Genomic DNA, 12964 nt, shown 5'->3' with positions numbered 1-12964 from the left:
TTCGAGCTTTTTAAGGTCAGTTGTGATACTCAAAGCAAATTATCTCTTGATGTGCTAATCCTTGTGCCATCGGTTAATAAGGAAACGAATAGGATGAGTGGCTTTTTGGCCCTTCTAGACGATGTCGCGGCGATTACTAAAATTGCAGCAGCCTCTGTTGATGATATAGCGGCAAATGCTGCAAAAGCTGGCACTAAGACGATTGGCGTTTTGATTGATGACGCAGCTGTTACACCGAATTATGTCGTTGGCATAACGGCTGCACGCGAATTACCAATGGTCGGAAAAATCGCGCTCGGGAGCTTGCGTAACAAGGCTTTGCTGATCCCTGCGCTCTTATTGCTAGACTATTTCATGCCGATAGCAATCACCGCACTTTTGATGATCGGTGGTGCTTATCTTTGTTTTGAGGGTGCTGAAAAAGTCTGGCACAAGATATTTCCTGGCCACGACCACGCAAATGCTGAAGGAAGTCTCGATAAAGACCCTACTGCACTTGAAGAGAAGCGCGTTGCAGGTGCCATTAAAACCGACCTTATTCTTTCTGCGGAAATCATGACGCTGGCGCTCTCCATGATCGAAACAAATTCTATCTGGGTCGAGATTGGAACCCTGCTTACGGTCGGTATCATGATTACCGTTTTGGTTTATGGCGTTGTCGCAGTCATCGTTAAACTTGATGATTTCGGTGTCTTATTGGCTACAAAGGGGCGTTTTTCGGTAACGCGAACCATCGGCCGATTGACAGTGCATGGAGTACCAAAATTGCTACACCTTCTGACCATCATTGGAACGGCAGCAATGCTTTGGGTTGGTGGTAACATCTTCATACATAGTCTCCACGAATTTGGCATTCACCAACCCTTTGAAGGTATCTCTACTTTAGCAGCTATGTTGTCCGGCCAGGTAACCACAAATCTTGCAGGCATGATAAATTGGATTGCTACAGCTTTTGCTGATGGAGTTTTTGGGTTCATATTAGGTACTGCAGTTGTAATATTCATATCGAAAATTATAAATCCAGCTTTGAAGTTTGTTTCACGATCGGCATGAAATTTAATCGAAATTCTGGAGGGGCAATATACGCTATATGAAACTAAACAATAGATGGGGCCTATGCTCCAGTTGCGCCTGATCCGACCATCCCATCAACTGACACCCCGCGAACTGGATGTGCTCCCACAAGTGGCCTTTATACCGATGCAATCGGTGAGGGATTCCGCAAACGTTATCAGCATCGTTTTTCCACCCTTCCCGGCCAGTCTCAGGCTGGACTTGCCTATGACCGGGTTACGCTACTCAGCGGTGCGTGGCTTCGCACAGGCCAACCGCGCAAATTCCGCGATGTTGCTTCAGATCTGCGCACCTCGATCAATCGCGGCGTGAACGGCTCCTATTTTCTCGGAACTGACGGACAAATGGGCCTTGCTTATCCTGACGATACGGCAGATCTTTCAATCAGTCAGGCGCATCTGGTCTTTCAGTTCCAAAACGGTCGCCATATGTTCATTGGGCCTGCTCCTTACACGCAGAGCAGTCTGCAAACTCCGCAATGGTGTTGAACATGAGTTGCCGACGTTTTCCCAGGCTCCTTCTATGAACAAATAATTGCTAAAAATAGCAATCAATTCATCAAAAATAAAGACCCTAAGAAGCCTTATGAGCAGAGATCACTTGCCGTTCGTTGATCAATGACCAAATGATCGGCGAATCCTCCTCTAAGAGCAGCTAAAGTTGCATCAAGCTTAAAGCTGCCGCTTACAACCATGAGGCCTTCCATCTTTTTCAACAAGGCGTGGTCCGCTCCGATAATACGCTCGTCGAGTTCACCAAGCACAGGTTGTCCGTCTGCATCTATAAACCGGCCTGCAATTATACCCACCGCCCCTTTTTTGCGATAGAATTCGATGTCGTCTACACTCGCAATCTTGAACTGAACCACGTGCGTATCTGGAGTGCATGGACTGAGTGAGAAAATAGACTTATTGCAAGTTTGCAGAGCATCCAGCTGTTCTTTTATAATGGGTTCGGCCTTTAACGCCGAGGCCAAAGATGCGCTGGAACAAACCGCCGGAGCGTTTAAGTTCACGCAATAAGCTTCAAGCCGGCTCGCTATTTCGGTAGTACAGCTTTCTGACGTGCTCAATAGCGGATTGGCAATCGATCCAATCAACTGGCGCACAATCAGGTTTTCAACTGGCCAATGCGGGACATACTCGGAGACGAACGAAATCGTCTGCCCCCACGACACACCAAGAGTATCACCTTTTTTCAGGAAGAAAGGCAAATATTGTGCAGCCACTTCACAGACGAGACGTGATAGCATCTCCCCTTCAAGGCCTTCATCCGGTACGACATGTACAGACTTAAGGTTATATTTTTGCGCGAGTGTGTCTGCAATATTATTTAACCGATAATGCTCCGGAGCAACCTGAATACAAACGATATTGCGTTCTTTTGCGATCTTCAAATAGCTGATTACCGTCGGTCTCGACAGGGAGAGAACATCCGCGATCTCACCCTGATTAAGATTTTTCACATAGTACATCCATGCAACTTCGGCGATAATCTTGCTGGATGGATGTTGTGCTTTATACATCGTTTCTTCTGACTTTATTTTTCTGACGCGTGAATAAGAACGTCTTCAGTGATCCGAATGTCATCGTCAATAGAGCGATCCGTCACAAGACCCAGTTTAACGATATCTGCATGATAGCCACGTATCGCTTCTTCAGGCTTTGCATTGCCATCAGCCACCAATCGCATCCATCGAATGAAGGTCGGTTGATGTTCGGCCAAATTAATCTTGCGCCCGAACAAAGCTAGTCGAGCACCATATTTTTCAGCCTGCCAGACAAGTTCAAATGTATCACGATGCGTTCCTGCTCCGCCACCCAGAACCCCAATAATCACAGATGGATCATGATTTGCCAACTCTTCCAAAGCTGCTGCACCATTATAAGCCACTTTTAAGAACTCCGGACGTTCCTCAATCGTGAGGCTGGCAAGCGCGCGAACGATACAATCATTCACAAACATCCCCGTTTCAGCAGCAGTGAATCCTGTCGCCATATTAGGGTTAAACACTTCCAGAAAATGACGCTTACCTGCTGCGCGCGCGCGCGGTCTGAAATCCCGATAGGCTTCAAGTGTTGCCATGTCGGCGTCTGCATCATTGTTGAATGTCATCGAATAAAGGCAAAGATCAGCCTGCGCTTTCGAAAGGTCCGTTCCACTATAGGGTTTGGATAAGAATGATCGATAAGCCCCACCGCGAATGACACCCCATACATCTGTGGTGTCATTCGCTCTGAACGCTGGCGTCACACCAGTGCCTTTGAAGGCATCCTTATTCTGAAGATATTCGATGTTCGATGTTGATGCGAGCATAATGTCCACAACATCTTGTTCGATCAATGCTTCTATCTCGGCCAGAAACTCTGTGCGGGACCGATTACCTATTGCTCTGCCCTTGTCATCACGTTTCACTCCAGCGGTCAAAATCCCACCAGACAAGTCAGCATCCTTCGCATCAGCGATCAGAAAATCGCCTTTTGTATAGCGGCCCGCACGAATACGTTCAATCTTCTGGTCATACCGCGTAGTTGTCATTGTCTATCATCCATCTGTCTTCAGAATTATCAGTTAGCTTTACGTAAAAGAGAACGCCCATCTTCTTTAGAGAAGAGGTGTATACTTTCCACGTCGATCGAGAAATTGACTGTCTGCCCAATTTCCAAAGATCGGAAGGCTTTGGTCACAAACGACATTTCCCTCCCGTCTACCTCCACAATCACCTGTGCCTCACTGCCCATATTTTCAACCAGAACGATGCTTCCTGCTATGACATTCACATCTCCAGGGGCGGCAATGTCCATCTTCGATGGACGCAGTCCAACTTCAACCTGAAGTCCAGTAGCGAGACCATTATATGAACTGACTGGGACTTGCAGGCGAATTGATCCAGAAACCAGTACCGCCGTGTCGCCGGTACTCTGAACTGTGCAATCTCGGAAATTCATTGCTGGCGAACCAATAAAATCCGCGACAAAGCGTGTGGCAGGACTATCGAAAATTTCGGATGGTGTTCCTTGCTGCTCAATTGCGCCAGCTCGCATCAGCACAATACGATCCGCGATCGTCATCGCTTCAAGCTGGTCATGCGTAACAAAAATTGTCGTTGTCTTGAGCTCAAGATGCATACGACGAATTTCTGTCCGCAATTTTTCCCGCAGCTTAGCATCAAGATTTGAAAGCGGCTCATCGAAAAGGAACAACTTTGGCGTTTTGATCATGGCGCGCGCCATTGCAACCCGCTGTTGTTGACCGCCCGACAGGTTCTTGGGCTTCCGGTCTAAAAACTGTGCCAGCCCTAAAACGTCAGATACTTGCTTTACACGGCGATTGATTTCTTCGGCAGCCACCTTCTGTCTTCTCAGACCAAAAGCGATGTTATCGAAAACGGTCATATGCGGATAAAGCGCATAAGACTGGAAAACCATGGCAACACCGCGCTCTCCTGGAGGGAGATGGGTCACATCTTTGCCGCCAATGGTGACAGTTCCATCCGAGATTTCCTCAAGTCCCGCGATCATTCGCAGCATTGTCGACTTACCACAACCGGATGGTCCCAAGAATACAACGAACTCATGGTCGTCAATATCGAGATTGAGATCTGAAATAACGGTCGTGTTGCCGTAAGACTTACGAATTTGCGTACATTTGATATTTGCCATAATGGGTATCCTATTTGCGACCCGTAGAAACCATACGATTGATGAACCCCATCAACAGCCCGATGAAAATCAACGGTGGCAATACGAGAATAACGGTGGAGGCATTAATCACACCCCATGGAACTTCTTTGCCCAGCGACGTAATTGAAGCGGCAACGACTGGTAACGTTGAGTTTTCCGCGGCGAGCGTTAACGCGAGTAAAAGCTCATTCCAGATAAGGACAAATGTGAAAACCAATCCGCCAAAGAGCGAGGGGGCGGCCACGGGCAAGGCAAACTTCAGAAAGATTTCAGTTTGCGAACAACCTTCCATAGCTGCGGCTTCTTCAATCTCTTTTGGAACGCGCTCAAATGCTGGTACCGATAACCAGATAACTGTCGAGATCGTCGAAATAAGGTATACTAAGATCAAACCTGATAGCGTGTCATAGAGACCAGAGTCTAAGTATAGGACGATGAACGGTATCGCGATTGCAACAGGCGGCATGAAGCGCAACGACAAGACAAAAAATTGCAAGTCGTCCTTTTTACGCCTCACATGACGCGCCAGCGTATAAGCCGCTGGTATACCAAAGAGCGCACCCAGGAGTACTGAGGTACCTACCACCACAACAGAGTTGAGAAGCCCGTCACGAATAGATGGGTTTTGCAGGATAACGCCGAAGTTCTCTAACGTCGGAGTGAAAAGCAGCTTAGGAACAGGCGTAACAATATCTTTCAGCTGTTTAAAGGAGCCAAGAACCGTCCACAAAATAGGTATGAGAGCAATCAGGATCATGAACGAGAGAATTGCACGTGCAAAGATACGTTGGATCAAACCGACCATTTGCGGATACCTCGCCATATCAATGTAAAGACAACCGTTGTGATCAAAAGTAAAAGAATAGACATTGCTGAAGCGTAGGAGACACGCCCACCAAGATTAATACCTGCCTGATACGCATAAAGATCGAGCGTCTCGGTCGCAGTTCCCGGGCCACCACCCGTCATCACGTAAATCAGGTCAAACGAGCGCAGAGACTCCACAGCCTTCACCAGCGCAAGACTTATGATCGGGGCTTTCAACATAGGCAGCGTCACATAAGCATGAATTTCCCATGTCGTGGCATTATCAAGCTGGGCCGCCTCAATTGGATCCTTGGGTAGTGTTTCCAGCAGTTTGAGCATTATAACTGTAAAGAACAGTCCCCATTGCCAAATATCGACAACAGCTACTGAAACAAGGGCCAGTGACGGATTAGCGAGGAATTCTATCGGGCCAAGTCCCAGGATATCTGCAAGATAGTTGATAAGACCAAGTGAAGGCGAATAGAGGAACCGCCAGATGAATGCTGCGGCCACACGAGGCAACAAAACCGGAGCGAGAAACGCGATGCAGATCAGATTGCGGGTACGCGACGATTTTACATTCTCGAAAATCAGCACGGACAATAGTGTCGCTACGATAAGCGTCCCAATTACTGTTACAAGTTCCCATATGGCCGAAATCTTAAGCGCATTCAGAAACCTTCGATCGCCAAGAAGGCGTTGGTAATTATAAAGCCCAACGAAGTCATAATCGGCATATCGCAGTGATCGGTCCATCACCGAAAAGTAAATAGCACCAACGATCGAAACGAAGGCGAGAATTCCCAGAATGCTGAACGCGGGTGCAAGCGTCCAGAATACGAATTTTTGTTTATGCATTCCGTTGCTCTTGAATTGAAAAGTGTGTCCGGGCGTCGTACAAGACACCCGGTCAAACCTTTGTTTATTTAACGCGGCGAAGTGCATCTTCAGCGGTGAAAGCCGCCTCATCCAATGTCGCTTGAACATCAGCTTTAGTGCCCGTAAACAACTCTTCGAGCGCGAGACCAAGATTATCGCCAATCTCCGGCCATGCTGGGCTGGCCATAATGAGCAACTGCGTGCGCGAACCCGTCGCAAGAAGTGCTTCAATATACTCTTTAGGAACGGCTTTGCTGAAAGCTTCGCTTTTAAGGCTGGACTGACGACCTATATCTGAAGCGATCCCATTGGAGAGACGACGAGCTTCCATGTCTTTTGACGTGGCCCAACCGACAAAATCCGCGGCTACTTTTTTGGTGCAGTCATCTTTTGCACCCACGGCGGAAACAGCGAAACCATGCGCCCAACCAGCAGATCCCAAAGGCTCAGGCGGTGGAGCATATCCCACTTTACCCGCAACGACCGACTTATCTGCAACTTCCATCCAGGGTCCAAAAACATCTGATTCAATCAGATAGGCAACCTGGCCACCACGGAATGCTTCAACCGCATCTGACCAGCTGAATGTACCAGCACCCGGAGGAGCAGACTTCAAAAGATCGATATAGAGTTCGGTCGCCTTCACTCCGATCTCAGAATTGAACGCCGGTTGATCGCCATCAAGCCATTGGCCACCAAGGCCACGGAAGAATGGCGTCCAGCGCCATACGTTCATGCCTGAGCCACGCTGGCCACGAGCAGCCCATCCGTACAACTTATTTGCAGGATCGTTCACTGTCTTCACGCCTGTGACGAGTTCATCAAGCGTCTTTGGCACAGGCAATCCTGCCTTTTCCAACACATCCTTGCGATAGATCAGAATGTCGCCGCCACCGACAAGCGGGGCGAAATATTGTTTGCCCTCATAGCTTGCAACATTCGCAAGATCTATGCGGAAATCGGCAATATCATATTCTTCGGGCAAAACATCTGCGAGAGGGTATAACCAGCCAGCGCTTGCATATTCAGGTGTATTGGCTTCGTCCACATACAGCACCTGATAGGCACCTGCACCTGTTGAGGCATCAAGACGCGCCTTGGCGCGCCGCTCGTTTTCGCCAAGCAGATTGATTTTAACTGTTGTTTTCCATTTATCATTAAACTCGCCAACATATTTGTCGAGCTCTGTAACGGATGGCATGCCCTGACCGATTACGTTGAGCGCCGGCACTTTCCCAACGCACATATCATCATTGGCATTTGCCAGGCCCATACCAGCTAGCAAGCAGACGGAGCTCAGTAAAATCATTTGTAGTTTCATTCTCATTCCTCCTCCAAAGAAAACTTCATGACGTTAAAGTTCAGGTGAAAAGACCTGCGATTTTATGATCCAGTGTTAAGAACTGGCGGTAGCGGCCCTCATAAAACTCACGCAACTCGGGGTTTGGTAACGCTGTTCGGGTGATGCGACACATGGACTTTGTCGCTTCAGAGATGTCTGAATAAAAACCTGTCGCAACGGCTGCACAAATCGCCGCTCCCAATGCACCAATTTCCTCGCCTTCCGAGACCTCGACAGGTAACCCGCAGATATCTGCGAAAATCTGGGACCAGATATCGCTTTTGGAAGCACCTCCAGCCAGACGAATTGTTTCCGGCCTCTGAGGAGCAACATATTCCAATATACTTTCCCCATGGCGGCGGTGCTGGAATACGACCCCTTCAAAAAGTGCGCGCAGCATTGACCCCTGATCGTCTGAACTACCAAGGCCAACAAAAGCACCCTGACGTGGCTCAGGTCCATTCAGAAAGGGCATGAAATGACAGCGACGGCCTACAACCGCGCTGCCCGCAACAAGCGCATTTGCAGTATCAATATTGACTAGACCATCGACTGCTCGAGAGAGATACCAATTCAGATTACCAGCAGAGGTCGGGCTTCCTTCTGCAATCAGACGACAAGCACGGTCGCGATGAAGCATATTAAGGATAGGCGGCGCATTGTTTATTGCCTGTTGGGTTTCAACTGCATTGATAGACCAGGTGCCAGCTATCATCGTCAGAGCATCACTGCCGATAACACCCGACCCGATAACGCAGGAACTGACGTCCATCATTCCTGCAACGACAGGCGTTCCAATTTGCAATCCAGTTTGCGCTGCTGCTTCAGACGTTACTCTCCCTGCAATACCAGAATTATTCAGCAGGGGCGGCATGCACCGAAAGAGTGATGAAATTCCGAGCATCTCAAAATATGCTTCGTCATAGGCATTGCATGTAAGATTGAGCAGTCCCCCACCGCTGGCGTCCGTGGGGTCCGTCGCCGCAATACCCGTCAATTGCATGCGAACATAATCTTTGCATGCCAGTGCCCAACGCGTCTTTTTAACAACATCGGGCTCATTTCGCGCAAGCCAGATCAGCTGCATGATCGTTTGCCCGCCCCAGACACGATGTCCTGTGGTTGCTTCCATATGGACTGCTGTATGGTCTTCAAAAAAAGCGTCAGCAATCGGCTGTGCCCGCTGATCGACCGAGACAATGCCGTCTCGTATCGCTCGCCCATTTTCATCAACAAGGAAGATACCGTTGCCAAAACCTGTACAGGTTATCGCCGCTATACGCTCCGGCTTGACCACGGTTGTCGTGAGCTCGCGAATGGCTTGCGCTGTATTCTCCCAAAATCGTTTTGGTTCACGCTCAACCCAGCCATTGTCACGATACACCGTTGTGACATCAACAGCGCGAAGAGCGACAAGTTTGCCTCTTGCATCGAAAACAGCCGCTTTTACCGCTGTTCCTCCAGCATCGATAGCGAGAAACAAGTCTCCCATCGACACACCTCCCTTTATTGTTTCGCACAATTAGCGCGGAATAATCGTCGGCATTTCGAGACAACGGGCAACTTCCTCCTCTGCCCAGTGCTCGTCCAAACCTCTTATATTTGCGAGTAAATGCCCAATTTCCTCGACTACAGCACGACTACAGCGCCCTTCTAAAACGAGTTGTGTGCGCCGAAGCAGAACATCATCGAGAAATAGTGCTGCTCTGTACTCGATCAGCCATCGAAGCTCCCGTCCGCTGTAGTCAGGAACAGTTTTGAGGAATTCATCGGTTTCTAAACTGCAAAAGTCTGCAACCACATTGGCAAGCGCACCATATCTTGCGACAAGATCACCGGCGCGTTTCCGGGACAGACCAAACGTTTCCGCGATAGCTGCTTCGAGCTTATCTACTGCATTATCACCGGCAACTAACCCAACAGATCCTGGATATATCCGTTCCCGCGTCGTAACAGTCCGGCGGACATGCAGTTGATCCAGAATAAGGCTTGCGGCCTGTTCTCCAAACGCACGGAACGTTGTCCACTTTCCACCGACCAACGACAACAACAGCGTGTTATCATTTAGCTCATCAAACGCGATACGATGGTCACGATTTGCCTGATTGGCGCTGCCACTACCTCCGGCCTGCAAAGGCCGGATTCCAGTCGTTAAAGCAACAACATGTTCATTTGTAATGCTGATGTCGTCGAAAAGATCTGACAGAGCACTGAGAAGATAGCTGACTTCAGATGGTGCTATGGAATGATCATCGGCGCTGGAAACCTGAATCTCAGTTGTGCCCAGGAGGATCGTTTTCTCAAGTGGATAGCAAATAACCATCCGGCCTGTTCCATCATCAAAATAGAAAGCACGGCCAGCCATCCGTTGATGCAGTTCATTGTGGCGGAGCAGAACATGAGCGCCCTTAACCGGCCTGATATATTGGGTTTTTTTCCCCAGCAAACCGTTCACAACATCGATCCAGGCACCTGACGCATTTGCTATTAAACGGGGCTTAACTGTTGCCGTTTGCCCGGTAATCGGGTCACTTACAACGACTCCTCCATCGGCATCGTAACGCCAATCAACATGATTAAGGCAAACTGCTCCCTCATGCGCTTGCATAGCATCAGCGATCATCTCCAGAACGAGCGCTTCCGGATTGCGGATGCGCGCATCGAAATAGCTGATAACTGCTTTGTAACGAGCAGCGATTGCTTTTGGAAACCTACGACGCAACAGTTGTGTGCGATGATCCGGCAGCACTTTTTCAATACGTCCAAGGAACTCGTAAAGAAAAAGTGCTCCTTTCAGGCTTGCTGCACTGAGTGGGCCATTGACCGTTTTAAACCCTAGAAATCTTAAAACCGACCCAGAGATACCACGAATGTATCCGGAAAGAGGAACGACGATTTCCAATGGTCTGGTGAAGTGTGGTGCATACTTCAACAGCAAATTACGTTCGCGTGACGACTCCGCAACAAGCTTGAATTCTCTGTTTTCAAGATAACGCAAGCCGCCATGCGCCATTCGAGACGACGCTCCCGTTGCGCCTTTACAAAAATCACCGTTATCGATGAGGAAAGAGGACACACCATTGAGTGAAAGTTCGCGCTGAACGGCAACGCCATTTACGCCGCCACCAATAATAAGAACGTCAAACTCTGGCTTAGTTGCCAACCTGCGAAGGCTCTCCTCCCGTAGTCTTAACATCCCAAGCTCCTGTGACTTCCTCAAGCTCCACTTCTACACTTTTTTGCGCGATTCTTTATATAAGTCAATGATGACTAACATTTATAAAATCCCCAATAGTTATGCTCGAACACTAAAAGCATAATCAGCACCACTCGCTGCCCGGCGAGCAAGATCGACAAGACATTCGCAGCGCAATGCGGATCTTTACTAAGGCAAAAAAAAGAGGGCCATCGGAAACCGAGGCCCTTTAAATTTAGAAGGTTAAACCTTCAGAGGGGAACAGCTGGACGCAAAATGGGAGGAGTGCGTCACAGCTGACGCGCTTATGCCTAAATAATTATCATGAAGCATCCATTTTTTGTGCATCGCAGCTATGAACTACACGCAAGGCTAACACCATAAACGTCAGCAGAAGTTGAATCGATTGTGAAGTAACGGTTTATGGTAAGCGGTGTCTCACTCACACCTTGGCGGTATAATTCCATGGCAATAGTTGGTCGATCTGGCTCTGCTTATGGCCATTAACGATTGCAGTGAGCGTGCTGCTCAGCCATTTTTGCGGGTCGACTGAATTGAGTTTGCACGTTTCGATCAGCGAGGCGATCGTAGCCCAGTTATGAGCGCCTGCTTCATGACCTGCGAAGAGTGCATTCTTACGGCCGAGCGCAATTGGCCGGATTGTTCTTTCGACGCTGTTGTTATCCAGCTCGACACGACCATCAGACAGGAACAGACACAAGCCGTCCCAGTATTTAGCGATGTATTTCAACGCCTCGCCCAATGGCGCTTTTGCCGACACGCGTGCGCGGTGATGCGCAAGCCATGTTTGCATATCGATGATCAGCGGCTTTGATTGTGCCTGACGAACTGCGAGCCGCGCTTCTGGATTGAGACCACGCAATCCAGCCTCGATCTTATAGAGTTCGCCGATCCGTTTTACACCGTCTTCAGCAATCGGGGACGAGCCTGTGCGCGTGATGTCAATAAGCTTGCGACGCGCATGAGCCCAGCAGTAAGCCAATTGTATATTCGGACCAACACGATCTGGCGCGACCAACCGATTGTAGCCTGCATAGCCATCCACTTGCAGGATACCGTTGAAGCCCTGCAATATCTGTTCGGCATATTGGCCAGATCGTCCGGGCGCATAAGTGAAGGCGACACCGGGCGGGGCATTGCCGTCCCATGGTCGGTCATCCCGCGCCAAAGCCCAAAAATATCCTGTTTTGGTCTTTCCTGATCCGGGATCAAGAACCGGTGCACGCGTCTCATCCATGAAGAGTTTGTTCGATCGCTTCAGATCAGCAATCAGCGCATCAAAGACAGGGCGCAGCTCAAAGGCTGCCCGTCCCACCCAGTCAGCCAGTGTCGAGCGATCTATGTCGATGCCCTGACGGCCCATGATCTGGGCCTGGCGATAAAGCGGAAGATGGTCGGCATATTTGGAAACCAAAACATGTGCGACTGTTGCTTCCGTCGGTAAGCCTGACGGGATCAATCGCGCTGGAGCTGGCGCTTGCACAACACCATCAGTGCATGCGCGGCATGCGTATTTAGGACGATGCGTGACAATGACACGAAACTGCGCAGGGATCACATCCAGTCGCTCAGAAACATCTTCGCCAATGCAATGCAGACAACCACCGCAGGCGCAAATCAGACTTTCCGGCCCGATCACTTCATCGATACGCGGCAGGTGCTTTGGCAAAGAACCGCGATTGATGGCACGTGGCTTTGAGGCAGGCTTGGTGGAAGTTGTATCCGCTTCATCTTCTGCATGGATCGCCGCTATAGCTGTTTCCAGATCTTCCAGAGCCAGATCAAACTGCTCAGGATTAATCTTCTCTGACTTGCGTCCAAAAGCGGCCTGTTTAAAGGCTGCAACCAGCTTCTCCAGCCGCGCAATCCGATCATCTTTACGAAGACCGAGCGCTGTTGCTGCGATCAGAAGCGCCTTCAACTCAGCAATATCGTCAGGCAGATCGGCAGCGTCCAGCATGC

The 12964-nt window shown here is 49.3% G+C and carries 11 protein-coding genes; 2 read left to right on the top strand and 9 right to left on the bottom strand.

The features are described 5' to 3' along the window. Positions 1–93 precede the first annotated feature (93 nt). Positions 94–1053: a DUF808 domain-containing protein gene (locus ACOZHT_RS22050; protein ID WP_421566595.1), complete on the top strand. Its 960-nt coding sequence runs from the start codon at positions 94–96 to the stop codon at positions 1051–1053. A gap of 329 nt (positions 1054–1382) precedes the next feature. Further along, on the top strand, positions 1383–1562 hold the full coding sequence (locus ACOZHT_RS22045; RefSeq protein WP_421566594.1) for a hypothetical protein: 180 nt from the start codon (positions 1383–1385) through the stop codon (positions 1560–1562). A gap of 95 nt (positions 1563–1657) precedes the next feature. Here ACOZHT_RS22045 and ACOZHT_RS22040 read toward each other — a convergent pair whose 3' ends face one another. From ACOZHT_RS22040 to tnpC, 9 genes are all read right to left on the bottom strand, one after another. Beyond that, positions 1658–2599 (bottom strand): sugar-binding transcriptional regulator, encoded by a 942-nt coding sequence (locus ACOZHT_RS22040; protein WP_421566593.1) that lies wholly within the window; start codon positions 2597–2599, stop codon positions 1658–1660. A 14-nt stretch (positions 2600–2613) separates the two neighbouring features. After that, on the bottom strand, positions 2614–3612 hold the full coding sequence (locus ACOZHT_RS22035) for a hypothetical protein (protein ID WP_421566592.1): 999 nt from the start codon (positions 3610–3612) through the stop codon (positions 2614–2616). Between the two features lie 29 nt (positions 3613–3641). Further along, positions 3642–4736: an ABC transporter ATP-binding protein gene (locus ACOZHT_RS22030; RefSeq protein WP_421566591.1), complete on the bottom strand. Its 1095-nt coding sequence runs from the start codon at positions 4734–4736 to the stop codon at positions 3642–3644. Positions 4737–4746: 10 nt separating this feature from the next. Next, positions 4747–5562 carry a carbohydrate ABC transporter permease gene (locus ACOZHT_RS22025; RefSeq protein ID WP_421566590.1) on the bottom strand — a complete coding sequence of 272 codons (816 nt, stop codon included), beginning with the start codon at positions 5560–5562 and terminating at the stop codon, positions 4747–4749. Then, a complete protein-coding gene (locus ACOZHT_RS22020; protein ID WP_421566589.1) occupies positions 5550–6422 on the bottom strand; it encodes a carbohydrate ABC transporter permease in 873 nt (290 codons plus the stop codon). Before ACOZHT_RS22020 ends, ACOZHT_RS22025 begins: the two co-directional genes overlap by 13 nt. A gap of 64 nt (positions 6423–6486) precedes the next feature. Beyond that, on the bottom strand, positions 6487–7764 hold the full coding sequence (locus ACOZHT_RS22015) for an ABC transporter substrate-binding protein (protein WP_421566588.1): 1278 nt from the start codon (positions 7762–7764) through the stop codon (positions 6487–6489). Between the two features lie 40 nt (positions 7765–7804). Beyond that, on the bottom strand, positions 7805–9277 hold the full coding sequence (locus tag ACOZHT_RS22010) for an FGGY-family carbohydrate kinase (protein WP_421566587.1): 1473 nt from the start codon (positions 9275–9277) through the stop codon (positions 7805–7807). 30 nt (positions 9278–9307) lie between these two features. Next, on the bottom strand, positions 9308–10981 hold the full coding sequence (locus ACOZHT_RS22005; RefSeq protein WP_421566586.1) for a glycerol-3-phosphate dehydrogenase/oxidase: 1674 nt from the start codon (positions 10979–10981) through the stop codon (positions 9308–9310). A gap of 442 nt (positions 10982–11423) precedes the next feature. Continuing rightward, positions 11424–12962, bottom strand: coding sequence for an IS66 family transposase (tnpC, locus tag ACOZHT_RS22000; protein ID WP_421566585.1), 1539 nt, complete (start codon positions 12960–12962; stop codon positions 11424–11426). Positions 12963–12964 lie beyond the last annotated feature (2 nt).

The organism is Ochrobactrum sp. EDr1-4, assembly GCF_049199085.1.
In the GTDB taxonomy this organism is placed as follows: domain Bacteria; phylum Pseudomonadota; class Alphaproteobacteria; order Rhizobiales; family Rhizobiaceae; genus Brucella.
This window is presented reverse-complemented; position numbering and strand designations above follow the sequence as displayed.

Coding starts and splice junctions, on each gene's coding strand:
- ACOZHT_RS22050 (WP_421566595.1), top strand. CDS start 94: ATGAGTGGCTTTTTGGCCCTTCTAGACGATGTCGCGGCGATTACTAAA.
- ACOZHT_RS22040 (WP_421566593.1), bottom strand. CDS start 2,599: ATGTATAAAGCACAACATCCATCCAGCAAGATTATCGCCGAAGTTGCA.
- ACOZHT_RS22035 (WP_421566592.1), bottom strand. CDS start 3,612: ATGACAACTACGCGGTATGACCAGAAGATTGAACGTATTCGTGCGGGC.
- ACOZHT_RS22030 (WP_421566591.1), bottom strand. CDS start 4,736: ATGGCAAATATCAAATGTACGCAAATTCGTAAGTCTTACGGCAACACG.
- ACOZHT_RS22025 (WP_421566590.1), bottom strand. CDS start 5,562: ATGGTCGGTTTGATCCAACGTATCTTTGCACGTGCAATTCTCTCGTTC.
- ACOZHT_RS22020 (WP_421566589.1), bottom strand. CDS start 6,422: ATGCATAAACAAAAATTCGTATTCTGGACGCTTGCACCCGCGTTCAGC.
- ACOZHT_RS22015 (WP_421566588.1), bottom strand. CDS start 7,764: ATGAAACTACAAATGATTTTACTGAGCTCCGTCTGCTTGCTAGCTGGT.
- ACOZHT_RS22010 (WP_421566587.1), bottom strand. CDS start 9,277: ATGGGAGACTTGTTTCTCGCTATCGATGCTGGAGGAACAGCGGTAAAA.
- ACOZHT_RS22005 (WP_421566586.1), bottom strand. CDS start 10,981: ATGTTAAGACTACGGGAGGAGAGCCTTCGCAGGTTGGCAACTAAGCCA.
- tnpC (WP_421566585.1), bottom strand. CDS start 12,962: ATGCTGGACGCTGCCGATCTGCCTGACGATATTGCTGAGTTGAAGGCG.